Here is a 26,382-nt window from a genome sequence, read left to right as displayed (position 1 = left end):
GACGTCGGAGACCCACTCGGCGGACGAGGGACACGGACCGTGGGCGGGACCCCGCATGCGCGAGACCACGCGCCCCAGGTGCGGATGCGATCAGCTATGGATATGTTGCTGGTTGTTGCGTCTGTTCGGTTCTAGTGTGTTCTGCCATGTTTCACCCCTTCGGTGTGCTGAGTGGCTGGTGGATGGATGGGCGTCCTGCGCGATCACCCGGAGCTCGCGCTGTTCCTGTGTCTCGCCGTGGGCTATCTGCTCGGCAAGCTGCGGGTGGGGCCGATCACGCTGGGGGGTATCTGCGGCACGCTGATCGTGTCGTTGCTGCTGGGGGCGTGGGCGAAGGTCGCGGTGGCGGAGGATGTGAAGACCGTGTTCTTCGCGATCTTCATCTTCGCGCTGGGATACATGGCCGGTCCGCAGTTCTTCGCTCATCTCAACCGGCGCAGCCTGCGGTACTTCAGTCTGTGTCTGATCGAGCTGGTCTGTGTGCTCGGGATCGCCTTCGGGCTGGCCAAGTCGTTCCGGCTGGACGTCGGCACCGCGTCCGGGATCCTGGCGGGGGCGGCCACCGAGTCCGCCGTGGTCGGTACGGCCACCGAGTCCATCGCGAAGCTGAGCGGGCTCACCCCGGCCCAGGTCAGCCAGTACCAGGGCCATGTGGCCACCGCGTACACCGTCTGCTATCTGTTCGGCCTGATCACCGTCGTGATCTACACCAGCCAGCTGATGCCGATGCTGATGCGGATCGATCTCGCCGACGCCTCCCGTGCGCTGTGGGAGCGGATGCGGGGTGGCGGTGGCGGGCTCGAGGGGGACGAGCAGGAGGCTCTGCCCGCGCTGGTCGGACGGACCTTCTTCGTCACGCACGCGGACGGCCGTACCGTCGAATCCCTGGAGCGCGAGCTGGACGGGCGGGTCACGGTGGAGGCGGTGCGGCGGGGCAGCAAGCTTCTCACCGCGCCCGCGCCCGGCTTCGCACTCATCCTGTCCGATCTGGTGCTGCTGGTCGGACGCCGGGCCGACGTCATCGAGGCGAGCCGGGTCATCGGCCCGGAGACCGCCGGGCTGCCCGACCTGGACACACACCTGGCCACCAGCCAGGTCGCCGTCACCGAGAAGGCCACGGACGGCCGCACCCTGGGCGCGCTGCGCCAGGACCATCCGGAGTTCGCCCGCGACGGCGTCTACGTCACCGAGGTGGTGCGCGGTGATCTGCGGCTGCCCGCCTCCGCCGACACCGTCGTGCACCGCGGTGACGTACTGACGCTGGTCGGCGCCCGCTCCGGGCTGAGCCGGATCACCGCGAAGCTGGGCGCGCTCGTCAGGAACGACACCACCGACTTCGTCTACCTCGGTCTCGGGATCGCGGCCGGCTCGCTGCTGGGCCAGGTCGTGGTCCGTCTCGGTGACGTCCCGCTGTCCCTGGGCACCGGCGGCGGCTGCCTCGTCTCCGGGCTGCTGTTCGGCTGGTTCCGCTCGCGCCGGCAGACCTTCGGAGCCTTCCCGCCGCAGGCCGCGACGACGCTGAAGGACATGGGCCTGGCCGTCTTCATCGCCTGCACCGGCCTGACCGCGGGGCCGCAGGCGTGGCCGCTGCTGAAGCAGTACGGGGCACTGCTGCCGGTCGCCGGGATCGCCATGGTGCTCGTGCCGGCGTCCGTCTCGCTCGTGGTCGGCCGCACGCTGCTGCACATCGAGAAACCCCTGCTGATCGGCGCCATCGCGGGCCAGCAGTGCTCCACCCCGGCGATCACCTCCATCACCCAGGTCGCCCGCAGTTCCGTGCCGATGCTCGGCTACACCATCACCTACACCCTGTCGAACTTCCTGCTCCCGCTCACCGGCCCGCTCCTGGTCGGTGTCCTCGGAGCCTGACCGGACGGCCGGACACCGCCCGCACCCCCGGCCCGCACACCCAGGAGGATCCGTTGACCGAGGTGAGCCTGTCCCACGAGCAGATCAAGGCGTACGCCCGGCTCTCCCCGTTCGAGCTGAAGAACGTCTTCGTCGGCCTGGCCGAGCACGCCCAGCTCAACGAGCCCGGCCAGAAGGGCAAGTCGCAGGCGCAGATGCTCAACGCGGGCCGCGGCAACCCCAACTGGGTGGCGACCGGACCGCGCGAGGCCTTCCACGCCCTCGGCTACTTCGCCCTCACCGAGTCCAAGCGGGTCTGGACGGCCGACAACCTCGGCGGGATGCCGGAGCGACAGCGCGCCGGGGACCGCTTCGACGCGTTCGTCAGGCAGCACCCGGGCATGCCCGGCATCGAACTCCTCGCCACCTGTGTGTCGTACGCGCTGGAGCGCTTCGGCTTCGACAAGGACTCCTTCGTCCATGAACTGGCCGACTCGGCCGTCGCCGACAACTATCCGGTGCCCGACCGCATGCTCCCGCACGCCGAGGAGATCGTCCGCGGCTACCTCGCCGACGAACTCCTCGGCGGGCAGGCGCCCACGAGTGACCGGCTCAGCCTGTTCGCGACCGAGGGCGGCACGGCCGCCATGTGCTACATCTTCGACTCCCTGATGAAGAACGGCCTGTTGCACCAGGGGGACCGGATCGCGCTCATGGTGCCGGTCTTCACCCCGTACATCGAGATCCCGCAACTCGACACCTACGGCTTCGACGTCACCTATGTGAAGGCCGACATGTTCGCCGAGACGGGTGTGCGCGAGTGGCGCTACCCGGCCGAGGAGGTCGCCAAGCTGGCCGACCCGTCCATCCGGCTGGTCTGCCTGGTCAACCCCTCCAATCCGCCGTCACTGGCCCTGAGCGACCGGGTCAGGGAGCAGATCAAGGACATCGTGCGGACCGCGAACCCGCGGCTGATGATCGTCACCGACGACGTCTACGGCACCTTCGTGGAGGGCTTCCGCTCGCTGGCCGCCGACCTGCCCCGCAACACGCTGCTGGTCTACTCGTACTCCAAGCACTACGGCGCCACCGGCTGGCGGCTCGGTGTGATCGGCCTGCACGACGACAACGTGATCGACGAGATGATCGCGGAGCTGCCGCGGCCGGAACAGGACCGCCTGGAGCGGCGGTACGGCACCCTGACACTGGAACCGGCGCAGATGCGCTTCATCGACCGCATGGTCGCCGACTCCCGTCAGGTGGCGCTCAACCACACAGCCGGCCTCTCCCTCCCGCAGCAGGTCATGATGGTGCTCTTCTCCCTCTTCGGCCTGCTGGAGCAGGGGCAGGAGTACAAGCACCGGATCCGGGACACCGTCCGGCGGCGGCTCGCCCTGCTGCTGGAGGGCGCACACATGAAGATCGCCCACGACCCCGGGCGCGCGAGCTACTACGTCGAACTCGACCTGCTCGCCGAGGCGGAACGCGAACACGGCCCCGGCTTCGCCCAGTTCCTGACCACGGCCCACGAGCCGATCGACCCGCTGCTGCGCCTCGCCGAGCAGACGGGGGTCGTCCTCCTCAACGGCGGCGGCTTCGACGGACCCGAGTGGTCGGTGCGGGTGTCCCTGGCCAACCTCGACGACCTCGACTACCTGAGGATCGGACACCATCTGCGGCACATCTTCGACGCCTACGCCGCCGAATGGCAGGCGCGGAGCAGCGGGACCGGGACAGCGTCGGCAACGAGCGAGGAGGAACATGATGGGCGTTGAGGAGATCGGCCCGCGGACGGTGGGCGGAAAGCTGATGTACAACCGGGCCGTCCGGATCGACGAGCCGCGCAGCATGCTGTTCGTCTCCGGGCACGAGGCGCGGGACGACGACGGGAACATCGCCCACCGCGGGGACATGGCCGGGCAGATGAGGCTCGCGCTGCGGCGGCTCGGTGAGACCGTGTCGGAGGCGGGGATGACGATGGCCGATGTGGTGCAGATCCGGGTCGTCACCACCGACCTCGCCACCTGCAAGGCCCGGTACGGCGTGCTCATGGACGAGCTCGCGGCGCGGCAGTGCCGCCCGGCCAGCCTGCTGGCGGAGGTCAGCGCCCTGTCCGACCCCGACATGCTCATCGAGATCGAGGCCGTCGCGGTGCGCTGAAGCGGCGTTGCCGCCGTGGCCCTCCCCTCGAAGCGGGCAGGCCGAGGACGCGGCCCCCATAGCTCCCCTTTATGACGGCATCGGCCGGACCGTCCTACTCGGGCGGTTCGCCGGACAGGAAGCTGGCTTCAGCAGCATCGCACGACGTCACGCAAGGGGTAGGGCAGTGAGAAGCACATACATGGCCGTGATGACGGCTGCCGCCGCGATGGCTCCGGCGGTCCTCGGGGCGGCCGCGCCCGCGGCAGCGGGCGAGGGGCCCGGCACGGTCCTGGCGGCGTCCGACCGGAGCGCGGCGGAGGGTCCGGGGCCCCGGGGCGGGCAGGCACATGCCGACACGGCCCCGGACCTCAGGCTCGAAGGTGTCCCGGAGACCGTCGAGGCAGGCGGCGACTGGGCGGAATTCTCCGTCGTCATCGACAACGCCCATGACGGGGGCGAGGTCTGGATGCTCGACATGGCTCTCAACACGGACGGTCCTCAGGTGTACGGGGACGACCTCCAGGTCCAGGTCCATGTCGACGGCGTGTGGCGTGACGCACGGATCGACAGCGATCCGGGGCTGGGCAACTTCGATCTCGCGCTGCTGGAAGCGTTCTCGCTGCCCGAGGGGCGTACCACCGTTCCTGTCCGTATCCGCGCCGGAGCGGACGCCCCGCTCGTCGAGTTCTTCATGGGGCCACGGATCTATGACGGTCAGGTTGAGTCGGACCCGGCCTACTGGGTGGCCTCAAGGATCAGCGCCCTCACTGAGGGCGGCGAGAAGCCGGGCGAGGGCGAGAAGCCCGGCGGGGGCGGGAAACCCGGTGACGGTGAGAAGCCCGGCGGAGGGGAGAAACCCGGCGACGAGGGAAAGCCCGCCGACCAGGAGAAGCCTGCCGACCCGGAGACACCTGGAGGCGACGGCACACCCGGGAGCGCTCAGAAGCCCGGCGACGAGCAGGTCGGTCAGGACGGTGCGGGTGCTGGTGGCGCGGCGCTGGCCGAGACCGGGGGCGGCGCCGCCTGGCCCGCGATGCTCGGTGCCGGGGGTGCCTCGCTCGCTGTCGGTGCGGGTCTGGCCGTCGTGGCCCGCGGACGCCGCCGTAAGGCCTCCTGAGCGGGCGGGTCGATCGGTCCGTGGCAGGGTCGGCGAGGGCGGTGCCGAGGGTCGCGTTCTTGGCTAGTGTGGCGAGTCCGGGGGCGGTGGGGGGAGATGGGTCGCATGAGCGGGCGGGGGGCCGTGGACTCTGGGCCGGCGCCGGTGCTGCGGGTGCCGCTCGGGGTGGTCGCCGGTCTCGGGGCGCTGGTCGTCGTCGTGCTCGGGGTGGCGTACGCCGGGCAGAGCGGGCCCACCGCGGTGGACGCGCGGATCACGGCGGGAGTCGAGGGGGCCGGGGCGTTCTGGCGGCATGTCGCCCTCTTCGCCGACTCGTTGGGGGAGCCGGTGGGGGCGGTGCTGCTGGTGTCGGCCGTCGTCGGGGTGTGTGTGCTGCTGCGGTCCCGGCGGGCGGCGGTGCTCGCCGTCGTCGGGCCGGGTGCGGCCGTGGCCGTGGCCACGGGGCTCAAGTCCGTGGTGGGGCGCACCATTCACGGGGACGACAACCTGTCGTATCCGAGCGGGCACACCGCCTTCGCCACCGCCGTCGCTCTCGTGGTGGCGCTGACCGTGGCCGGTCGGCTCGGGCTCGGCCGGGCGGCCGGTGTGCCGCTCGTGCTGGGCGCCGCGCTGGTGGCCGGTGGTGTCATGGGGTGGGCCGAGGTCGTCCTGGGCGCCCACTATCCGAGCGACGCCCTCGGCGGCTGGTGCACCGCGCTGGCGGTGGTGCCGGTCGCCGCGTGGACGGTCGACCGGGCGGCCGGCGCCGGACGGTGGCGGCGGCCGCGCTGATCCGGCGTCAGCTCAGGCCCAGCGCCGGAACACCGGTTTCACCGGGCGCCCGCCGAGCCACGGGGTCGGGTCGCCGTTGTCCAGGGCCTTCCGGTAGACCGCGCAGGCACCGGAGACGGCGTCGACGGTCTGGGCGATGTCGGCGTCGTCGAGCGCGCTGCTCACCACGAACGAGGGGGCCAGCACCCCGCCCGCGAGGAGCCCGCGCAGGAACAGGGTGCGGTAGCGCTGCGACGGCCGGCCGTTCTCGTCGAGGGTGGCGAAGACCAGGTTGCTGGCCCGGCCCCGGACGACGACGTGATCGGCGACGCCCGCCGCGGCCGCCGCCGCGCGTACACCGGCGGCCAACTGCTCGCCGAGATGGTGCAGTCGGGCGGTGACGCCCTCCTCGGTGTAGGTGGTGAGCACGGCCGTCGCGGCGGCCAGGGAGTGGGTCTCCGCGCCGTGCGTGGTGGACAGCAGGAACACCCGGTCGCCCGGGTGGCGCAGTCCGCCGCGTTCCATCAGGTCGCGGCGGCCCGCCAGCGCGGCGACGGCGAACCCGTTGCCCAGGGCCTTGCCGAACGTGGAGAGGTCGGGGACGACGCCGTACAGGCCCTGGGCGCCCGCCTCGGACCAGCGCAGGCCGGTGATCATCTCGTCGAAGACCAGGACGCAGCCGTGCCGGTCGGCCAGGTCGCGCAGTCCGGCGAGGTAGCCGGGCGGGGGCTCGGTGTGGGTGGCGGGTTCGAGGATCAGGCAGGCGACCTCGTCCCGGTGCCGGGTGAGCAGGTCCTCGGTGGCGGCCAGGTCGCCGTAGGGGAAGGCCAGGGTGAGGTCGCCGGTGGGCGCCGGGACACCGGCGTTCATCGGTGTGGTGCCGATGAACCAGTCGTCGACGGAGAAGAAGGGGTGGTCGGCGCAGACGGCCACCTTCGGGCGGCCGGTGGCGGCGCGGGCCAGGCGCACCGCAGCGGTGGTGGCGTCGGAGCCGTTCTTCGCGAACTTGACCATCTCGGCGGTCGGTACCGTCGCCAGGAAGCGTTCCGCCGCCTCGACCTCCACGATGGACGGCCGGACGAAGTTGCTGCCGCGGTCGAGCTGGCGGCGCACCGCCTCGGTCACGCGCGGATGGGCGTGGCCGAGGCTGACCGACCGGAGGCCGGAGCCGTACTCGATGTACCGGTTGCCGTCCACGTCCCACACATGGGCACCGTGGCCGTGGCTGATGACCGGGGCCAGGTTCTCGGGATACTGGTCGTCGCCCTTGGCGTAGGTGTGCGCGCCGCCCGGGATCAGGGCGTGCAGCCGTTCGTTCGCCGCGCGTGACCGGGGGAGGTCCAAGTCTCCCTGGAACGCGGTGTGCTCGGTGTTCTCGGTGTGCACTCCTGCCTCAGCTCACCTTCTGCCGCAGGGCCTCGGCGAGGCCCGGTGCCTCCCGGTCGCGCCGGGACGTCGAGGTGACCGGGAGCGGCCACGGGATGGCCAGCTCCGGGTCGTCGAAGGCGATCGTCACGTCCTCGGCCGGATCGTGCGGGCGGTCGATGCGGTACGAGACGTCGGCGGGGTCGGTGAGGGCCTGGAAGCCGTGCGCGCACCCGGCCGGGACGTAGAGGGTCACCTGGGTCTCGCCGGACAGCTCGAAGGAGGCCCGGCCGAGGTAGGTCGGCGAGTGCGGGCGCAGGTCCACGACGACGTCGTAGACCTTCCCGTACGAGCACCGCACCAGCTTGGCCTCGCCCGCGCCGGAGCGCAGGTGCAGGCCGCGCAGCACGCCGCCCGCCGAGCGGGACAGGCTGTCCTGGACGAAGGCGTCCGGGTCCAGGCCCACCGAGCGCAGCACGTCGGCGTCGAAGGTGCGGCAGAAGAAGCCGCGTTCGTCGGCGTGGGCCGTCGGCTCGAACAGGTACGCGCCGTCGATCTCGGGTACGTCGATCGCCTTCATGGAGCCTCCCGCAGGGCGTGGTCGGGGCCGGCCGCCGGGAACAGGGCCGCGGTCAGGGCGTCGAACTGGTCCTCCAGGCGCCGGGCGGCGTCCCGGTTGCGTTCGGCGAGGGTGCGGCGCAGCCCGGCCGACTCCTTCTCCAGCGACCGGAACTGCTCCAGCAGCCGGTCGGCGTCGACCTCGCGCGCCGGATGGCAGTACGCGGCGAGCCCCATCCCGGCCATCAGCGCGTCGCTCTTGGCCGCGTAGCAGAGCGCCAGGGCCGGAGTGCCGGTCCGCAGCGCGCAGATGAGATTGTGGTAGCGGACGGCCACCACGCTGTCGGCGGCCGCCGTCTCCCTCATCAGGTCGGCGAGGGAGGCCGTCTCGGCGGCGCTGACCAGCGGGGAGTCCACGGCGTCGAGGATCGCGGCGACCACCGGCGCGTCGCACCGGTCGCCGGTGAGCAGCCGGACCGGCCTGCCCTCCGCCACCAGCGCGCGGACGAAGCGGATCGTCCCGTCGAGGTAGCGGCGGTGGATCTCGTCGGCGCGGTCGCGGTCGTCGTCGCCGCCGTGGAAGTCCATGACGCCCACGCAGACCCGGCCCGGCTCCGCCGCGGGCCCGTCCGGCGGCACCGGCAGGGAGAACGCGAGGTCCGGGTGGACCCGGTCGCGCGAGGTGTCCACGCCCATCGCCCGGATCGCGTCGCGCGACGGGGCGTCGCGGTACGAGCGGTACGTGGCGAGCCGCGCCGACCAGCGCACCAGGACGCGGGTCGCCCGGTTCCCGATCGGCGCCGCGCCGACGCCGACCAGCGCGACGCGGGTGCCGCACAGCCGGCCGCTCGCGCAGAGCAGGAACAGCGCGTACGGGAAGCCCCACGGGCGCAGCGGCAGCGTGGCCTCCAGGACGCCCATGCCCGGCACGATCACCACGTCGTGGCGGCGCACCCAGGCGGCGGTGCGGAAGACGTCGACGAGTTTGCCGACGCCCTTGGCGGCGACCGCGCCCGCGCGCGACGCGGTCCGGTACTCGCCCCGGTACCAGTGCAGCCGCGTCGCCGGGATCCCGAACCGGGCCGTGACGGCTTCCGGGCCGCCGCACAGCGCGTCCACCGCCGCGTCCGGGTGCCGGGCGGCGAGGTGGCCGAGGACGGCCTGGAGCGAGCCGTCGTTGCCGAGGTTGCCGGAGCCGAGCAGGCCGAACACCCCGACCCGCGGCGGCCGTCGGGCGGCGGACGTCATGCCCGCCTCCCCTCGCGCCCGGCGACCAGGGCGTCGACCGACACGTCGAGCCGCTCCGGGTCGACCGGGGCGCGGTCCTCGACCCGCTCGCCCGCGCCCGGCCGGACCCGGCTGGCCGCCCACGCGGCCAGATGGCGGTAGCAGGCCCGCCGGTCGGCCGCGGACAGCGGCGCCCGCCGGACCGCGGCGACGAAGCCCTGGACGTACTCGGCGAGCAGCCGGGGCACCGGGTGCAGCGGGCCCGCCCGGCGCGGGTCCAGATTGACGCACCGGGCGCGCTTGCCCGGGTTGGCCCGCTCGGCGCGGTGCGGATGGTCGCGGCGGAAGTACAGCAGCTCCGGCACCTGGTGGAAGCGTCCGTGCAGGGTGATCTCGGCGACGAACGTGCGGTCCGCGTGGTGGTAGCTGTCCAGCGGCTTCACCCGGCGCAGCACGTCGGCCCGCATCACCCCGTAGAAGTCGTCGCCGCCCGGCTCGAACAGCAGGCTGCGGAAGCGCTCCGGCGGGTGCGGCGAGTCGGTGGCGAGGCCGTACTCGTAGGGGACCTTGAGCCGTCCGTCGCCGTCGACGACGGCCTGGCCGGTGTGCGCGAGGATCACGTCCGGCCGCTCGTCCAGCGCCTGGACGCAGCGCAGCAGCAGGTCCCGGCCGTACAGGTCGTCGTGCGAGGCCCACTTGAACAGTTCGCCGCGCGCCTCGGCGAACACCCGGTTGTGGTTCGGTGTGGCGCCGATGTTGCGGGGGAGCCGGAGGTAGCGGACGCGCGGGTCCCGCGCGGCGTACTTCCGGCAGATGTCCTCGGTCGCGTCGGTCGAGGCGTTGTCGGAGACGATCAGCTCGAAGTCCTCGTAGGTCTGGCCGAGCAGCGCGTCGAAGGACTCGGCCAGGTACTCCTCGCCGTTGTACACGGGCAGGCCGATGCTCAGCCGGGGACGGGCGGTCATGGGTTCCTCACTTCGGGTACGGGGTTGTGGTGCCGCTCGCGCAGGGCGGAGCGCAACTGCCGCCACCACAGGGCCGAGCCGCCGACGGTCGCGGCGGCGACGCCCCAGGCCGAGCCGACGGTCCCGGCGAGGGCCGCGCCGCCGAGCCCGCCGCCGACGTAGCAGGCGGAGGCGAACAACTGGCAGCGCAGGCTGCGCCGGGCCGCGCCGAGCGCGCGCAGCCCGGCCGCGGCGCCGGTGCCGAGGCCCGCGCCCGCGACGCTGAGGGTGACCGGCACGATGAGGACGGCGGAGGAGTGCCAGACGTCGCCGAGCACCAGCTCGCCGAGCCGGTCCGGCATCAGCAGCAGCGCCCCGCCCCACAGCAGCGCGGCGGCGGCCTGCCCGCCGCCCAGGCCGAGGCAGAACGAGCCGAGGCGGTGCGGGGCCCGGCGCAGCACCCGGGCCGCCTCCGGGACGGTGACCAGCGACAGGCCCATCAGCACCGCGAGGAACGGGCCGAGCAGCAGTTCGGCGCCGCGTACCGCGCCCACCGCGCTCACCCCGGCGATCGCGCCGAGCCCGTACGCCCGCAGCTGGCTGGCGCCGCTGAGGCTGACGTTCTCGACCAGATACCGGTAGCCGAGGTCGCGCTGTTCGCGCAGCCAGCCGCGCGCCCGGCCCGGCCGGGGCCGGATGCCGGACTGGAGGCAGCCGTAACCGGCGGCCACCGTGGCGGCCGCGCCCCAGGCGAGCACGAAGGCGGCCACGCTGCCCACCCGCGCCGCCACGACCATGGCCGGGACGAGCACGACACCGGACACGACGTCGTTGACGAACGCCTTGCGCCCGGCGCCCGCCGCGAAGAACGCGAACCGCCAGGAGTCCTGGAGCAGCAGCCCCGGCAGCATCACGCCGAGGCAGGCGAACGCGGTTCCCACCCGGCCGCCGAGGCCGAGCCCGGCCACCAGGCACGCCGCGCCGATGGCGCCGCCGACGCCGAGCGCGGTGCCCGCCGACCGTTCCACGGCCGCGCGCCAGGACGCCCGCGGTACGCCGCTGAAGCGCACCACGAGCGGGTCGGTGGCCAGCCCGCGGGAGACGTTGAGCACCACGCCGTACGTCACCCAGGCCAGGCTGAACACACCGAACGCGGTCACCCCCAGCGAGCGCGCCACGTACGCGCCCACCACGAAGTTGGTGACGCTGGAGGCCGCCTGGTCGGCCAGTCCCCAGGACAGCCGGCCGACGAGGGCGCGCCTGGCGGACCGCCCGCCGTCCGCGGCCCCGGCCGGCGGCGCCGCCGTCTGCTCCTCCCCGGTGGTCATCGGCGTCACGCCTTGACCAGTCCGGCGCCGTGCAGGGCGTCGGCGGCGGCGGCCACGGCGTCGAAGGGCAGCCCGGACCGCTCGGCGACGTCCAGCAGGCTGTGCTCGCCGTCGGAGAGGCTGAGCACCCACAACATGGCGAGCTGGGCCTCCTTGGCGTCGCTGCGTCCGCCGAGCGAGTCGTACAGACCGCGGCGCCCCAACTGCGGTTCTCCGTAAGGGCTGAGGTTGACGTAGCGCCGGTTGCGGTCCAGCACGGCGAACGCCTCGCGGCACACGGCGAGCGTGTCCGCCATCGCCTCGGGCGAGACGAGGTCCAGGTCGTCCGCCGAGGTGTGGTACTCCGGGTATCCGGCGTACGGGGTCCGGCTGAGCGAGCCCACGCCGAGGTCGAACCCGGGCGAGCAGAACTGCCGCTCGTCGTAGCCGTACGGAGTGAACTCCCTTATTTCGTGCGGCCGTTCGGAGGCGGTCAGCACATGGCGCAGCACCTGGTCGATCTCCGCGTCGCCGCGTCTGCTCCGCTTGTACGTCAGACGGCCCGGGTCACCGGCGCAGGCCAGCACCAGTCCGTGCCTGACCCGGCCGACGCGCTCCGCGTTGCGGGCCAGCCAGGTGATCGCCCCGATGGTGCCGGGCGCGAAGAGGAACCGGTAGGTGTAGTAGGGCTGTTGCTCCGCCAGCGCCCGCGCCAGGAACACCGCCACCGCGATACCGGCCAGATTGTCGTTGGCCAGCGACGGGTGGCAGACATGGGCGGAGACGAGCACCTCGTCGGGGACCTGCCCCGGGACCACGTGCTCGGCGTAGGTGAGGTGGCCGTCGGCCAGGGTGGAGTCGACGCGCACCTCGTACTCGCCCTCGGGCAGCGCGTCCAGCGTCTCCTGGGCCAGGCAGAAGCCCCACTCGGGCTTGTAGTAGCTGGTGCGGTAGGGCACCCAGGACGGGTGCTCCGGCAGGGTGTACAGGTGCTCGCGCAGCTCGGCCAGCGGCAGGGTCGCCGCCACCGGCACGCTGTAGCCGAGCACATGCAGACTGGACGCGGCGAAGTCGACGACGCGGCGGCCCGAGGCGTCGGCGACGTACGCGTCCCGGATGTTCCACTCCTGCGGCACCGTCCAGTCGAGCACCTGCGTGCCGGTCGGCACCTCGTGCACGCGCAGCGGGACGTACTCGCCGACGATCTCCAGCGTGGCGCGCACCCCGTCGCCGGTGATGCTCCGGCACAGCGGGTACAGCCGCTCCACCAGCGCGTACATCTCCTCGCCCGTGGCGGTCACCGGCGCCACCGCAGGGTGTCGTCGACGGTGCCCGCCGCGGCGGCCGCGCGCAGCACGGCCAGGCGGGTGAAGCGCCGCTCGAAGTCCTCCCGGGTCAGCCCGTGCTCGCGGTAGGCGTCGGCGAGTTCGAGCGCGCCCCGCTTCACCGTCCACTCGCAGTCGAAGCCGGGCACCGCGGCCCGGAACCGGGAGAAGTCCACCCGGTAGGAGCGCGGGTCGGCGCCGGTCTCCCCGGTGATCACCACCCGCGAGCCGTCCACGGCCTCCGCGACCTGCTCGGCGATCTCGGCGACGGTCACGTTGTTGGTCTCGCTGCCGATGTTGAACGCCTGGTCGTGCACCGCCTCCCGGGGCGCGGTCAGCGCCGCCGTGAAGGCCCGTGCGATGTCGGCGGCGTGCACCAGCGGGCGCCAGGGCGTGCCGTCGGAGAGCACCAGCACCTCCCCGGACAGCAGCGCGTGGCCCACCAGGTTGTTCAGCACGATGTCGGCGCGCAGCCGGGGCGAGTGGCCGAACGCGGTGGCGTTGCGCAGGTACACCGGGCTGAAGTCGCCGTCGGCGAGCGCGTGCAGATCGTCCTCCACCCGCACCTTGGACTCCGCGTACGGTGTCACCGGGCGCAGCGGGGCGTCCTCGGTCACCAGGTCGTCGCCGCCCGCCGCGCCGTAGACCGAGCACGTCGACGCGTACAGGAAGCGCCGCACCCCGGCGTCGCGGGCCAGCCGGGCGAGCCGTACGGAGGCGCGGTGGTTGATGTCGTAGGTGAGGTCGGGCGCCAGCGAACCCAGCGGGTCGTTGGAGAGCGCGGCCAGGTGGATCACGGCGTCCACCCCGGCCACCTGGTCGGCGGTGACGTCGCGCAGGTCCACCCGGTGCCCCGGCGGGTCGTCCGGCACGGGGCCCAGCACGCAGTCGGCGAACAGGCCGGCGTCCAGCCCGACGACCTCGTGCCCCGCGGCGGTCAGCACCGGGGCCATCACGGTGCCCAGGTAGCCCAGGTGGCCGGTCAGCAGTACGCGCAAGGTTCATTCCCCCAGGTCGAGAGTGAGTTTGGTGACGGCGAACGCCTCGGCGTAGCGCGCGTGGCATTCGATGCCGCGGATCCGGGCGAGCCCGAGGAAGGTCTCCCGGTCGTACCAGGGCCGGTGCCGCTGCGAGGGATAGTGCTCCTGGAGCAGCCGCACCTTCCGCTCGGCGGTCTCCGGTGACAGCGGCTGGTACACCGCCGGACGGCCGAGGTCGCCGTCCCACTTGACGATCTCGTAGCCGAGCACGAGGTGGTCGCGGAACGCGGTGGGCAGCAGCCGCGCCAGGGTGCGGTGGTCCTGGTGCGCGTCGTCGGCGCGCGGGGCCAGCACGAGGTCCGGCTCGGTGCGCGCGCGCAGCTCCTCGACCGCCGCCTTGGCCTCCTCCCAGCGCGCCGGGATCCGGCCGTCGGGCAGTTTGAGCACGGTCAGCCGCAGGTCGGCGCCCGGACAGAAGGCGGCGAGCGCGGCCTGCTCCTCCTGCTCCCGCTCGCCGCCGCCGCCCGAGAGCACCAGCGCGTCGACGCGGACGCCGGGCCGGGCGCGGCAGAGCGCCAGCAGGGTGCCGCCGGCGCCGATGGCGATGTCGTCGCAGTGCGCGCCGACCGCGACGACCCGGTCCAGGGGCCCGGCCCCGAGCCGGATCACGCCCGCGCCCCGGCGCCGGCCCGCTCCCACACGGCCCACGGCCGCTCGCCCCGGGCGTACGCCTCGTCGAGCGCGGCGCGCTCCTTGACGGTGTCGGTCGGCTTCCAGAAACCGCGGTGCCGGTACGCCGTCAGCCGTCCCCGCTTGGCCAGTTGGGCGCAGCCGTCGGCCACCAGGTCCCCGTTCTCCGGGATGTGGTCGAAGACCTCCTGGCGGAGCACGAAGTAGCCGCCGTTCTCCCACAGCGGCAGTTCGCTCACCGCGGTGATGCCGCCCACCAGGCCGTCGTCGCCCAGCTCCACGCAGTGGAACGAGGACTGCGGCGGCACCACCATCATCGAGGCGCCCGCGTCGCGCCGCGCGAACCGGTCGATCATCTCCGGCAGCGGCGCGTCGGTGAGCACGTCGGCGTAGTTGGCGAGGAACATCTCGTCGCCGTCCAGATGGTGGCGCACCCGGCGCAGCCGCTCGCCGATCGGCGACTCCAGGCCCGTCTGCACGAACGTGATCGTCCACGAGGAGATGTCGGTGGACAGCAGCTCGGTCCGCCCGCCGCGCAGCACGAAGTCGTTGGAGGCGGTCTCCTCGTAGCGGAGGAAGAACTCCTTGATGTGGTGGGCCCCGTAGCCCAGGCACAGGATGAACTCCGTGTGCCCGTAGTGCGCGTAGTAGCGCATCACGTGCCAGATCAGCGGGCGCGGGCCGACCATCGCCATCGGCTTGGGCACGTCGTCGGAGGTGCCGTTGCGCATGCGCAGCCCGTAGCCGCCGCAGAAGAGTACGACCTTCATGGCCTGACCTCGACAATGCTCAGTTCCGGTATGGGGAAGACCAGCCGGCCGCCCCAGTCGTGCACATAGGACAGCTGCTCGACCAGCTCGGCCCGCAGGTTCCACGGCAGGACCAGCACGTAGTCGGGCCGGTCGGCGGCGATCCGCTCGGGCGGCAGGATCGGGATGCGGGTGCCGGGGGTGAACCTGCCGTGCTTGTACGGGTTGCGGTCGACCGTGTACGGGAGCAGATCGGGCCGGATGCCGCAGTGGTTGAGCAGGGTGTTGCCCTTGCCCGGGGCGCCGTAGCCCACCACCGTCTCGCCGCGGTCGGCCGCCTCCACGAGGAACCGCAGCAGATCGCGGCGCACCTTGGCCACCCGGGCGGAGAACTCGGTGTACCCGGACAGCTCTTGCAGCCCGGCGGCTTGCTCCCGGGCCAGCACGTCGGCGACGCGCCGCGACGGCGTACCGGCCGCCTCGGCGGGCCGGGCCCACAGCCGGATCGAACCGCCGTGCGTGGGCAGCAGCTCGACGTCCACGAGCGCGAGCCCGCCGCCGGCCAGCGCGCGGATCGCGGAGGCGACCGTGTAGTACTGGAAGTGCTCGTGGTAGATCGTGTCGTACTGGTTCTCCTCGATCAGGGTCAGCAGGTGCTGAACCTCGACGGAGACCCAGCCGTCGTCGGCGACCAGGGCGCGCAGGCCCCGGGTGAAGCCGGTGACGTCGGGGATGTGCGCGTACACGTTGTTGGCCACGACCAGGTCGGCCGGGCCGTGCTCGGCGCGGACGGCCGCTCCGGTGTCCGGGTCGAGGAACGCGGTGAGCGTGGGCACGCCCGCCTCCCGCGCCGCCGCGCCGACGTTCACCGACGGCTCGACGCCCAGGCAGCGGATCTCGCGGTCCACCACGTGCCGCAGCAGATACCCGTCGTTGCTGGCGACCTCCACCACGAAGGAGTCCTCGCCCAGGCCCAGCCGCCGCACGGCGCCGTCGACGAACGCGCGCGCGTGCTCCACCCAGGAGGCCGAGTACGAGGAGAAGTACGCGTACTCCTTGAACGTCTCCTCCGGGGTGATCAGCGGCGGGAGCTGCGCCAGCCAGCAGTCGGCGCAGACCCGCAGGTGCAGCGGGTACGCCGGTTCCGGGTCGTCCAGCTGGTCCGCGGCGAGGAAGCTCTCGCACGGTGGTGTCGCCCCCAGGTCGACGACGCTCGTCATCGCCTCGGAGCCGCAGAGTCGGCATCGTGTCATCCGCTGTCCCCATCCCCCCTGCCCGCGCGGGAATCCCCGTCACGGGCCAGTGCCGTCCGTCCCGCGATCGCGGAGCGGTACCCCTCCAGCAGGCGCTCCAGCCCGACGGCCGGGCTGAAGCCCTGCTCGTAACGGAGCCGGGCCGCCCGGCCCATCGCCTCGCCCGGCGCCCCCTCGGCGGTGATCCGGCGCAGGCAGGACGCGAGCGAGGCGGCCTCGCCCGGCCGGTGCAGCAGCCCGGTCACCCCGTCCTCGACGAGTTCGGTGAAGGCGCCGTGCGCGGCGGCGACGGCCGGGACGCCCGCCGCCATCGCCTCCACCACCACCAGGCCGAACGCCTCCAGCCAGGTGGACGGCGCCACCACGGCCACCGACCGGGCGACGGTCCGGCGGCACTCGTCCCCATCGAGCAGACCGGCGTAGCGCACGTCGTCGCGGCCCGCCGCCCAGGCCGTCACCTCCCGCTCCAGCGGCCCCGCCCCGGCGATCACCAGCGGCACCCCCGCACCGCCGCCGGCCGCGATCTCGTCCCACGCGGCCATCAGCAGCCGTACGCCCTTGGTCTCCGCGAGCCGGCCCAGGTACAGCAGGTGCTCGCCGGGGCCGTCGCGGCGGACGCCCGGCTCGGGCACGAAGTTGTGCTTCACCGCCAGCCGCCCGGCCGGCATCCCGGCCCGCACCAGGACCTCGCGCTGCGCCGCGGAGATGCAGAAGAACCGCTCCACGCCCGTCCACCACCGCCGCCGGTTGACCGCCATGCCGACCGCGAGCGGCACCGTCGCCAGCCGGGAGCCGCGGTAGCAGCCGTGCCGGACGGCGGGCAGCGGCGTGGACCCGACGCACTCGGTGCACGCCCGGCCGTCCCGGTGCAGCGTGCCCGGCGGGCAGACCTGGGTGTAGTTGTGCAGGGTGGCGACGGCGGGCACCCCGGTGTCGGCGCAGGCGGCCAGCACCGCGGGGGACAGCAGCGGGAAGACGTTGTGGATGTGCACCACGTCCGGCCGTGCCGTCCGCAGCCGGGCGGCGAGTTCCGCGCGGACCGCCGGGTTCCACGGCACCAGCAGCGGGACGGCGGCCTTGCCCGGCAGGGACCGGGCGGCGATGTCGTCGCTGCGCCGCTCGAACACCTCGATGCGGTGCCCGGCCTCGCGCAGCAGCGCCACCTCCTGGTCGACGACCCTGTTCTCGCCGCTCGGCTGCGCCGACGCGTAGCGGTTGTGCACCACGAGGACACGCATGCTCAGCTCACCTCCCCACTCTTGGCCCAGCGCGGCACGTGCCGCCGGGGTACGCCGGGCGCCGGGAGCGCGGCGGCCTCGGCGGGCGCCGCCAGCAGCGAGGCGGCCACGGCCAGATGCAGCAGATACGGCGAGGCGTCGCCCAGCCCGGCCTCGGTGTACGACGCGATGGCGCAGTAGGTGATCAGGAAGATCGCGCAGGCCCGCGACAGCGACGGCGGGCGCAGCAGCGCGACACCGCCCAGCACGGCGATGACCGCCGCGACCAGGGCGACGCCCAGCACGCCCTGCTCGTTGTAGACGGCCAGCCAGCTGTTGTCGATCGGCAGCCCGTCGAAGGACTTGTCGCCCAGGCCCGCGCCGAACAGGTACTCCGTGGTCGTCCGGGGCGCCGTCAGCAGCGCGTGCCAGACCTTGGCGCGGCCGGTGAGGCTGGAGAAGTTCTCCTGGCTCTGCCCGCGCAGGAACCACGTCTGCACCGCCGAGGAGAAGCCCACCGCGGCCACCGCGCCGCACAGCAGGGCCCAGGCGAAGAACCGGCGGGCGGCGGCGCTGGTCAGCACCAGCGAGCCGATCGCCGCCGCCAGCCCGACGAGCAGCCCCAGCGTGGCCGTGCGGGTGTGGGTCAGCGCCAGCAGCACCAGGGACGGCACGACGACCACCGCCGCACTGGTCCGGTCGGTGCGGCGGCCCAGCACCAGCAGCACGGTCAGCCCGATGATCACCGCCGCGTACTGCCCGATCTGCGGCGGGGTCAGCGGCCACCACGCGCCGACCAGCCGCCCGCCGTAGAGGTCGGGCAGGGCCGCGCCCGGCGAGGCGACCAGACCGGCGGCCACCGAGGCGAGCACCGCCAGATACATCCGGATGTGGTGCCGTACGAACGTCGTGCCGCCGTCCCACCAGCGGCTGAGCAGCCACAGCGTGCTGACGAACAGCGCCAGCCGGCCGCAGCGGAACAGCGCGCCGAACCCGGACGCCAGATGCACGCTGGAGATCACGCTCGGCACCAGCAGCAGGGTGAGCAGCAGCAGATAGGCGCCGGGACGGATCCGCACCCGGGGGTTGACCGCGAGCGCCAGCGCGAACGCGGCGACCAGCGCGCCCATGGTGACCATCTGGATGAGGGAGCGGGGCAGCGGCACGATGGTGCGCGCCCCGGCGGAGCCGAGGGTGTTGAGGACCAGCAGGCCCCAGGACGCCCCGACGATCCGCGACGTGCGGTCAGCCGCCATCCGGGTCACCGCCTCGGACGGGGAAGGTGCTGCCCGTGTCCTGGTGGTAGGGCGCGCCCTGCCACTGCGTCCGGTCCAGGGTCCGGCTCGGGTCGTGCGCGACGAACGTCCACGGCCCGACGTAGACGTTGTCGTGCCAGCGGTTGTGCTGCCCCAGGGTGATCGCCTCGGCCACCCGCTCGCCCTGGTACGGCGACCAGTCCGGGTAGGTGCCGTAGTTGGCGAGCACCGCCATCCGGTCGCACTTCACCGTGCAGCCGACGGCGGCCTTGTCCAGCACGAAGCGGTTGTCGTGGATGTCCACCCGCTGGGTCTTCCAGCGGCAGTCGGAGTAGAGCGGCGCGCGGGCGATCGCGGGCCGCGCGCAGCGGCGGGCGTCCTTCACCAGCAGCGTGCAGGAGCCGGAGGAGGTGTTGGCCGGGCTGTTGCAGAACCGGTCGGCGTTCTCCCACAGGGTGATGCCGGACCAGTTGTCCTCCAGGAGGTTCCGGTAGATCTCGATCTTGTCCATGCGGGCCGGGATCCGCGGTTCGCCGCCGGACTCGGACACATAGACGGTCGCGAACGGGAAGGTGTCGCCGCGGTCGGCGTAACGGCGGCCCTCCACCAGGTTGTTGCGGCGGATCGTGTTGTCGCGGACGACCGCGTTGTAGCTGGTCTCGTAGATCAGCGCGGCGCCGTCGTTGGCCTCGATCACGTTTCTCTCGACGAGGAAGTCGTTGTTGTCGGTGTCCGCCCACAGCCCGGCCCCGCGGTTGTCGTGCACCCAGTTGCCGCGTACGTCGGCGCCGTCGACGTCCCAGAACTTGACGCCGCCCGTGCAGCCGCAGCCCGGCTTCCGCCGCTCCCAGTCGTCCGTGTTGTTGCCGGTGATCTCGTTGCCGTCGAGCACCAGGCCGGTGATCCGCCCGGTGCCCTTGTAGGCGTTCATGCCGTACTGGCCGTTGCCGCGCAGACAACTGGCGCGGACCTGCTGGCGGGCCCCGGCCATCAGCCCGGCACCGGAGTTGTCCCGGATCGTGGTGTGCTCGATCACCCAGCCGTCGGCCGAGTCGTGGTTGACGACGCCCTCGTTCTGCGGGGCCGCGAACCCCCGCACGGTCAGGAAGCGGATGGTGACGTCGGGGGCGGTGCCGCCGAACGCGTACTGGTTGGTCTTCCGGCCGTCCAGCACCGCGCCCGGCGCCCCGAGATAGGTGTCGCCCTCCTTGGGCAGGACCTGGGCGTAGCGGTCCGGGCCGAGCCGGTGCGTGCCCGGCCGGAGCCAGAAGGTGGTGTGCGGGGGGCTGTTCCTGGTCTGGGCGGCCAGGTCGCCGGTGACGGCGGGGTCGACGGTCACGGCGCCCGCCGGTGCCTTCGCGGGACCGGGCGCGGGCTCGGCGCACACCCGGGCCGCGGACGCGGACGGCGCGGCGGTCGGCTTCGGCCGCGCGGTGTGCGTGCCGTCGCAGCCGGCCGCCGCCGACAGGGCCAGCGCCAGCAATGCCGCGGGCAGCCTCCGGTGCCGCCACTTGTTCCCCACACGCCCCCCTAGCCGCCGAACCCGAGCACGGTGGTGAACTCCTGTGTGCCGTCGGTGAATCCGGTGCCGACCAGGGTCGTGGCGGGCTCCCTGCGGCCGAATCCGGGGGAGTACCAGCCGAGCGGCGGGTCGCTCTCGCCGCGGTGCGCCCGCCAGTCCAGCCGCGCGGGCAGGTCCAGCACCGCGCGGCGGTCCTCGCCGTCCCGGGTCCAGGTGAGCACGGCCCGGTGCCCCGCCAGGTCCGCGGTGACCGCCGGGCCGAGATGGAACGCCAGGCGTACGGCGCGGCGCGGTCCGCGCACCTCGTCGACGACGCGCAACTCCTCTGTGCTGCCGTCCAGTTCCACCAGGCGGCGGTGCACGGAGGGCCGGTAGCCGTCGTGTTCGGCGCACCAGCGGGCGGTCCCCCCGCTCTCGGCGCCGGACGGGTCCGCGGCCAGGACCCGGCTGCGGGCCTGCCGCGTCCACAGGAACGGGCCGCCGGAGCCGGACTGGTCGGCGCCGTCCAGCTCCAGGGTGTTGTGGCCGAGCGTCGAGCGGAAGTACCGCCGCCACGCGGGCTGCCCGTGGTAGCAGTACGTCCCCGGGTCGGCGAGCACGTCGACCCCGTCGTGCCGGACCTCCACGGACAGCGCGTCCGCGTGGGCGTGCGCGGCGATGGACAAAAAGCCGTGCGGGCCGCCGTCGCAGCGGCACCAGATCCCCCGGGGACTCCGCAGCACGGTCAGGCCCGCGTCGGCGAAGTGGTCCGGCCGCCGAGCCGGGCGGGACACGGCCGGGGCGCCGGGCCGCACCAGGGCGGCCAGCAGCGGGGTGCGCACATCGGTGCCGGGCACCTGCGGCCACCAGTCCAGCCGCCCGAACACGGCGTCCCCGGTGGCCAGCAGCGAGCCCCAGCGGTCGGTGCCCGCGCCGTCCACGACCAGGCCGTGCCCGTCGTCCGCGTCGCCCTGGCGCGGCGGCCGCAGCGTGCTGTCCACGACGGCCGCGAGCGCGTCCGTCATCCGCAGCAGCACCAGCCGGACCACCGCGGGCACCGGCACACCGGCGGCGTCCGCCTCCGCCACGGCCGCGAGCCCCAGTTCGAGGACCAGACCGTGGTACTCGGTGGCCAGTTCGCGGTTGAGACCGGAGCCGAAGGTGTTGCTCCTCAGGTGCCGCTCCAGCGACGCCAGCGCGTCGGCGCGCCAGCGCGGCGAGGAGGGGAACCAGCCGAACGCGCAGGACGCGGCCAACTGCCCGGCGGCCTCGGCGACGGCATGGTTGTTCGCCGACGAGCCCCGGCTCGGGAAGGCGGCCAGCCAGCGCTGGTGGTGCCAGATCTGGTCCAGCGCCACCGGGTTGTCCTCGAACAGCGCCGCCGCGCCCGGCCAGCCCTCCAGCAGCCGCCGGACCCACACCCACGACAGCAGCCGGATCCCCAGCTCGATGCCGCTGGTCCAGTGCACCCCGCGCAGCGGCGGCTCGGCCGCCCACCACGACCGCAGCAGGGCGGCCACCCGCTCCGCGTACCGCTCGTCGCCGGTGAGCGCGTGGGCGGCGGCGAGCACGGTGAGGTACTGGTGCCGGGACGGCTCCCAGATCTGCTTGATGTCCCCGACCGCTTCCTCGTCCCGGTAGGGCACGTCGAAGGCGTAGCCGCCGGGGGCCCGGCGCCCGGTCCTCGGGTCGTACGACCAGTCCGGATCGGCGAGGTCCTCGCGGGCCACCCCGAACCAGCCGCCGTGCCCGGCCATGAGCCGGTCCGCCTCGGCCAGCAGGCGCTTGGCGGCGTCCGGAGGCACCGCGGCGGCCGTGCCCGCGGGCAGCACCGCCGTGAACCGGGCGCCGGTCACCTCCGGGCGCCTCGGCGGCGCCGCCGACCGCCACCGCCGTCTGCGCACCGCGTCGGCCGTCCGGCCGCCGATCTCCCGCGGCCCCATCCGGGACAGCCGCCGCAGGTACCAGCCCGCGCCCATGGTCATCGCGCCGCCGCCAGGGTCACCGGCCCGCCGGCCGCCAGCGAGGCCCGCACGGCGAGGGTGGCCGACGTGGTCGCCACCAGCGACTCCAGCGGCACCGGCATCGGTCCGCCGGTGCGCACCGCCCGGACGAACGCGGCGAGTTCGGCGTTCTGCCCCTTGTCCCGGGCCCGGGGCAGCCGGGACCCGGCCCACTGCCTGCGGCGCCCTTCGTGGACGGCGGCCCGGACGAAGTCGTCCAGGCGCAGCACCTTGCCGTCCGCGACCAGGTCCAGCGTCTCCTTGGGGAAGCCGGGCGCGCCGCCGGTGACGTAGCTGACGGTGGCGGTGGAGCCGTCCGGGTAGCACAGCACGACCTGGAGGTCCTCCTGGCCGGGCGGGGCGACGGCGTACACCGAGACCGGGTCGGCGCCCAGCAGCCAGCTCGCCGTGTCGATGAAGTGCCCGCCCTCACCGGTGAACCGCGAGCCCTCCGTGCCCTGCTGGAGGTACCAGCTGCCGTGTTCGAGACGCCCGGCGTTGACCAAATAGCGCAGGCTCGCCGGTCCCGTCCGGGTGCCGAGCAGCTTCCTGGCCTCCTGGAGCAGCGGCGCGAACCGGCGGTTGAAGCCCACCTGGATCCGGTCGTTGCCGGACTCCTCCACCGCCGCGAGCACCCCGGACAGCTCGTCCTCGGTGAGCGCGAGCGGCTTCTCCACGAACACCGCCTTGCCGGCCAGCAGCGCCCTGCGGGTCAGCTCGGCGTGCGAGTGGTGGCGGGTCACCACGAACACCGCGTCCACGGACGGGTCGCCGAGCACCGTGTCGAGGTCGGTGGTGGCACGGGCGAAGCCGAACGTGCGCCGGGCGTTGGCCGCGGACAGCGCCGTCGTGGTGACGACCGCGGACAGTTCGACGCCCTCGCGGCCCGCCAGGTGCGGCAGCAGCATCGACGTCGCGTAGTTGCCCGCGCCGACGAACGCCAGCCGCACCGGAGTCCCGGCGGGCCGGGCCGGTGGCTGCGCCGCGCCGCCGCGCCGCACGGCGGGCACGGCCACCGCCGGTGCCGCCGCCTCCGGGGCCGCCGCGGGCTGCCCCGGATAGCGGAACAGCACGGCCACGGCCTTCAGTTCGCCGCCCTCCAGCCGCCGGTACGTCTCCACGGCGTCGTCGAAGTCGGCCAGATGGGAGATCAGCGGCTCCACGTCGACGCGGCCGCGGGCCAGCAGATCGAGGAAGCACGCCAGGTTGCGCCGCTCGGTCCAGCGCACATGGCCGATCGGGTAGTCCCGCCCCTCCAGCTCGTACTCCGGGTCGTAGCGCCCGGGGCCGTAGGAGCGGGAGAACCGGACGTCCAGCTCCTTCTCGTAGTACGCGTTCCAGGGCAGGTCCAGGCGGCACTTGCCGATGTCGACGACCCGGCCCCGGTCCCGGGCGAGCCGGGCGGCCAGCTCCACGGGCTGGTTGCTGCCGCCGCCCGCCGCCAGATACACCTGGTCGGCGCCGTGGCCGCCGCTCAGCTCGGCGACGGAGTTCTCCACGGCGGCCGAGCCGGGATCGCCGCAGGCCACCGCGCCGAGGCGGGCGGCCAGTTCGCAGCGCGCCGGATCCGGGTCGGCCCCGACCACACGCACCCCGGAGGCCGTCAGCAACTGCACCACCAGCTGCCCGATCAGCCCGAGGCCGATGACCAGGGCCACCTCGCCGAGCCGCGACTCGCCCTGGCGCACGCCCTGCAACGCGATCGAGCCGACGGTGCCGAAGGCCGCGTGCCGGGGCGCCAGGCCGTCGGGCACGGGTGCGTAGAGGTTCTTCGGCACCCAGTTCAGCTCGGCGTGCAGCGCGTGCTCGTTGCCCGCGCAGGCCACCAGGTCACCGGCCTTCACCTCGTCGATCCCGGCGCCGACCTGCTCGACCACCCCGCACAGCGAGTAGCCCAGCGGCGTGTAGGAGTCCAGCTTGCCCATCACCTTGCGGTACGTGGCCGGCACCCCGTTGGCCGCGACGCTCTGCACGACCTTGGCCACCTGGTCGGGACGCGAACGGGCCTTGCCCAGCATCGACATGCCGGCCTCGGACACCTTCATCAGCTCGGTCCCGGTGGAGATCAGCGAGTAGGCGCTCCGTACCAGCACTCCGCCCGGCTTGCACCCGGGCACCGGCACGTCGAGCAGCGCCAGTTCGCCGCTCCGGTAGTTCTGCACGACCTGTTTCACCGAAGTCCCTTGTCTCTCATGTCTCTGCTGTCTCTAAGCCGTCGACGTCGAAGGAGCGTGCGGGCCGGTCCCCGTGACCGCGCCGCGATACCAGTGTTCGAGGGTCAGCACATGCCACAGATGCTTGGAGAAGTCCCGGTGCCCGGCGGCGTCCTCGGCGGCCATCCGCGCCAGCGCGTCGCGGCGCAGGAACCCGGAGCGGACCAGCTCGCCGTCGTGCACCACCTCGCGCACCAGCGGCGCCAGGTCCCGGCTCATCCAGGCCCGCAGCGGGGCGCTGAACAGGCCCTTGGGCCGGTACACGATCTCCTTGGGCAGGACCGTGCCCGCCGCCTCCTTGAGGACCGCCTTGCCCTGCCGCCCGACGATCTTGCGGTCGCCGGGCACCGCGAACGCCGCCTTCACCACCTCGACGTCCACGTACGGCACCCGCACCTCGGTCGAGGCGGCCATGCTCGACCGGTCCGTGTAGGCGAGGTTCAGGCCCGGCAGGAACATCCGGGCGTCGCCCAGACACATGCGGTTGACGAAGTCGTCGAGCGTGTTGTCCCGGTACACGTCCGCGTGCTCGGTCAGCACGTCCTCGACCGCCCCGGCCAGGTCCGGGTCGACCAGCGCGAGCAGCTCGTCCCGGTCGTACATGGTGTAGCTGCGCCGGAACGCCGTCTCCTCCGGCAGCCCGGCGAAGGACAGGAACCGCTTGGCGAAGCGCACCGACCGGTAGCCCCGGCGGGCCGAGGCCACCGGCAGCCGGTCCACGGCCCGCGACAGACCGCGCCGCAGCGGCCGGGGCACGCGCTGGTAGCGCAGCGCGAGCAGATTGGCCAGGTGCTTGCGGTACCCGGCGAACAGCTCGTCGGCGCCCATCCCCGAGAGCATCACCTTGACCCCGGCGTCGCGGGCGGCCGAGCAGATCAGAAAGGTGTTGATCGCCGCCGGGTCGCCGATCGGCTCGTCCAGGTGGTACGTCATCCGGGGCAGCAGGTCGAGCACGTCCGGGGCGATCTCGATCTCGTGCAGGTCGACCCCGAACCGCTCCGCCACCTGCCGGGCGTAGCGCAGGTCGTCCGGCATCGCCTCGAACCGGGCGTCCTCGGCGCGGAACCCGATCGTGTAGGCCGAGAGGCCCGGCCGCTCGCGGGCCGCCAGCGCGGTCAGATAGCTGGAGTCCAGCCCGCCGGAGAGGAAGGCGGCCACCGGCACGTCGGAGAGCAGATGGCGGCGCGTCGACTCCTCCACCACGGCGGCGAGATCCGGCCGCTCGCCGCTTTGGGCCCGCTCGGCGCCCTCGGCGGCGACGTCCTTCAGCCGCCAGTACCGGCCGCGCTCCACCCGCCCGTCGGCCCGGCACCTCAGCCAGCTCCCCGGCGGCAGCTTCTCCGCCTCGCGGAACGCGCACCGCGAGTCCGGCACCCAGTAGTACAGCAGCGAGGCCACCAGCGCCGCGTGGTCCACCTGGAGCGAACCGCCGCTCACGGCGGCGAGCGCCTTCAGCTCGGAGGCGAACACCAGGCCCTCGCCCCGGCGGAGCACGAACAGCGGCTTGATGCCCAACTGGTCGCGGGCGAGCACCAGATCACCGGTCCGCTCGTCGAACACCCCGAACGCGAACATGCCACGCAGCCGGGGCAGGCAGTCCGTGCCCCAGCGCCGCCACGCCTCCAGCAGCACCTCGGTGTCGGAGGTGCCGCGGAAGCGCACCCCGGCGGCGGCCAGTTCGGCGCGCAGCTCGGGCGCGTTGTACAGCTCGCCGTTGTACGTCAGGGCCAGGCCGCCGGAGACCATCGGCTGGGCGCCGGTCGGCGACAGGTCGACGACGGCCAGCCGACGGTGCCCGAGGTGCACCTCGCCGTCCCCCACGGGGTGGCTGTACCGCCCCGCCCCGTCCGGACCGCGGTGGGCGAGAACCTCGGTGAGCCGGTCGGCGACGGCCTTGCCGTCCGGCCACCGGTACGTGCCTGCGATGCCGCACATGT

At 73.5% G+C, this 26,382-nt stretch carries 21 protein-coding genes; 5 read left to right on the top strand and 16 right to left on the bottom strand.

What is annotated here, in order from left to right; translation table 11 throughout:
- Positions 1-186: 186 nt before the first annotated feature.
- The 5 genes from aspT (at position 187) to ACWDYF_RS17290 (ending at position 5,878) form a co-directional block, all read left to right on the top strand.
- Positions 187-1,869, top strand: a complete 1,683-nt coding sequence (gene aspT / locus ACWDYF_RS17310) for an aspartate-alanine antiporter (RefSeq protein ID WP_381740331.1) — start codon at positions 187-189, stop codon at positions 1,867-1,869.
- A 53-nt stretch (positions 1,870-1,922) separates the two neighbouring features.
- Complete coding sequence (locus tag ACWDYF_RS17305) at positions 1,923-3,623, top strand: bifunctional aspartate transaminase/aspartate 4-decarboxylase (protein WP_389468629.1); 1,701 nt, start codon at positions 1,923-1,925, stop codon at positions 3,621-3,623.
- Positions 3,613-4,008, top strand: coding sequence for a Rid family hydrolase (locus ACWDYF_RS17300; protein WP_381740333.1), 396 nt, complete (start codon positions 3,613-3,615; stop codon positions 4,006-4,008). The genes ACWDYF_RS17305 and ACWDYF_RS17300 overlap by 11 nt, the downstream gene beginning before the upstream one ends.
- A gap of 166 nt (positions 4,009-4,174) precedes the next feature.
- Positions 4,175-5,107 (top strand): hypothetical protein, encoded by a 933-nt coding sequence (locus tag ACWDYF_RS17295; protein ID WP_389468626.1) that lies wholly within the window; start codon positions 4,175-4,177, stop codon positions 5,105-5,107.
- Positions 5,108-5,212: 105 nt separating this feature from the next.
- The gene (locus ACWDYF_RS17290) at positions 5,213-5,878 is read left to right on the top strand and encodes a phosphatase PAP2 family protein (RefSeq protein WP_389468623.1); all 666 of its coding nucleotides are present in this window, start codon (positions 5,213-5,215) and stop codon (positions 5,876-5,878) included.
- A 12-nt stretch (positions 5,879-5,890) separates the two neighbouring features.
- Here the strand turns inward: ACWDYF_RS17290 and ACWDYF_RS17285 are convergent, their stop codons facing one another.
- The 16 genes from ACWDYF_RS17285 to asnB are packed head-to-tail and all read right to left on the bottom strand — an operon-like array spanning position 5,891 to position 26,380.
- A complete protein-coding gene (locus ACWDYF_RS17285) occupies positions 5,891-7,243 on the bottom strand; it encodes a glutamate-1-semialdehyde 2,1-aminomutase (RefSeq protein WP_389468620.1) in 1,353 nt (450 codons plus the stop codon).
- Positions 7,244-7,250: 7 nt separating this feature from the next.
- Positions 7,251-7,802 (bottom strand): dTDP-4-dehydrorhamnose 3,5-epimerase family protein, encoded by a 552-nt coding sequence (locus tag ACWDYF_RS17280; protein WP_389468617.1) that lies wholly within the window; start codon positions 7,800-7,802, stop codon positions 7,251-7,253.
- The gene (locus ACWDYF_RS17275) at positions 7,799-9,028 is read right to left on the bottom strand and encodes a polysaccharide pyruvyl transferase family protein (protein ID WP_389468614.1); all 1,230 of its coding nucleotides are present in this window, start codon (positions 9,026-9,028) and stop codon (positions 7,799-7,801) included. Before ACWDYF_RS17275 ends, ACWDYF_RS17280 begins: the two co-directional genes overlap by 4 nt.
- Positions 9,025-9,972, bottom strand: a complete 948-nt coding sequence (locus ACWDYF_RS17270; RefSeq protein WP_389468611.1) for a glycosyltransferase family 2 protein — start codon at positions 9,970-9,972, stop codon at positions 9,025-9,027. The genes ACWDYF_RS17275 and ACWDYF_RS17270 overlap by 4 nt, the downstream gene beginning before the upstream one ends.
- Complete coding sequence (locus ACWDYF_RS17265; protein ID WP_389468608.1) at positions 9,969-11,279, bottom strand: MATE family efflux transporter; 1,311 nt, start codon at positions 11,277-11,279, stop codon at positions 9,969-9,971. Before ACWDYF_RS17265 ends, ACWDYF_RS17270 begins: the two co-directional genes overlap by 4 nt.
- A gap of 5 nt (positions 11,280-11,284) precedes the next feature.
- Positions 11,285-12,568: a DUF4910 domain-containing protein gene (locus ACWDYF_RS17260; RefSeq protein WP_389468605.1), complete on the bottom strand. Its 1,284-nt coding sequence runs from the start codon at positions 12,566-12,568 to the stop codon at positions 11,285-11,287.
- Positions 12,556-13,581, bottom strand: coding sequence for an NAD-dependent epimerase/dehydratase family protein (locus tag ACWDYF_RS17255; RefSeq protein ID WP_381739637.1), 1,026 nt, complete (start codon positions 13,579-13,581; stop codon positions 12,556-12,558). Before ACWDYF_RS17255 ends, ACWDYF_RS17260 begins: the two co-directional genes overlap by 13 nt.
- A gap of 3 nt (positions 13,582-13,584) precedes the next feature.
- Positions 13,585-14,232 carry a PIG-L deacetylase family protein gene (locus ACWDYF_RS17250; protein WP_389468601.1) on the bottom strand — a complete coding sequence of 216 codons (648 nt, stop codon included), beginning with the start codon at positions 14,230-14,232 and terminating at the stop codon, positions 13,585-13,587.
- Positions 14,229-15,023, bottom strand: coding sequence for a sugar phosphate nucleotidyltransferase (locus ACWDYF_RS17245; protein WP_381739639.1), 795 nt, complete (start codon positions 15,021-15,023; stop codon positions 14,229-14,231). Before ACWDYF_RS17245 ends, ACWDYF_RS17250 begins: the two co-directional genes overlap by 4 nt.
- Positions 15,020-16,255: a class I SAM-dependent methyltransferase gene (locus tag ACWDYF_RS17240; RefSeq protein WP_389468598.1), complete on the bottom strand. Its 1,236-nt coding sequence runs from the start codon at positions 16,253-16,255 to the stop codon at positions 15,020-15,022. Before ACWDYF_RS17240 ends, ACWDYF_RS17245 begins: the two co-directional genes overlap by 4 nt.
- Positions 16,252-17,493, bottom strand: coding sequence for a glycosyltransferase (locus ACWDYF_RS17235; RefSeq protein ID WP_389468595.1), 1,242 nt, complete (start codon positions 17,491-17,493; stop codon positions 16,252-16,254). Before ACWDYF_RS17235 ends, ACWDYF_RS17240 begins: the two co-directional genes overlap by 4 nt.
- A 2-nt stretch (positions 17,494-17,495) precedes the next feature.
- Positions 17,496-18,728, bottom strand: coding sequence for a membrane protein (locus tag ACWDYF_RS17230; protein WP_026251981.1), 1,233 nt, complete (start codon positions 18,726-18,728; stop codon positions 17,496-17,498).
- On the bottom strand, positions 18,718-20,250 hold the full coding sequence (locus tag ACWDYF_RS17225) for a right-handed parallel beta-helix repeat-containing protein (RefSeq protein WP_389468591.1): 1,533 nt from the start codon (positions 20,248-20,250) through the stop codon (positions 18,718-18,720). The genes ACWDYF_RS17230 and ACWDYF_RS17225 overlap by 11 nt, the downstream gene beginning before the upstream one ends.
- A gap of 8 nt (positions 20,251-20,258) precedes the next feature.
- Positions 20,259-22,214 (bottom strand): heparinase II/III family protein, encoded by a 1,956-nt coding sequence (locus ACWDYF_RS17220; protein ID WP_389468588.1) that lies wholly within the window; start codon positions 22,212-22,214, stop codon positions 20,259-20,261.
- Complete coding sequence (locus ACWDYF_RS17215; protein ID WP_389468585.1) at positions 22,211-24,406, bottom strand: bi-domain-containing oxidoreductase; 2,196 nt, start codon at positions 24,404-24,406, stop codon at positions 22,211-22,213. Before ACWDYF_RS17215 ends, ACWDYF_RS17220 begins: the two co-directional genes overlap by 4 nt.
- Positions 24,407-24,439: 33 nt before the next feature.
- Positions 24,440-26,380 (bottom strand): asparagine synthase (glutamine-hydrolyzing), encoded by a 1,941-nt coding sequence (asnB, locus tag ACWDYF_RS17210; protein WP_389468582.1) that lies wholly within the window; start codon positions 26,378-26,380, stop codon positions 24,440-24,442.
- Positions 26,381-26,382 lie beyond the last annotated feature (2 nt).

This window comes from Streptomyces sp. NPDC003284 (assembly GCF_053589675.1).
This window is presented reverse-complemented; position numbering and strand designations above follow the sequence as displayed.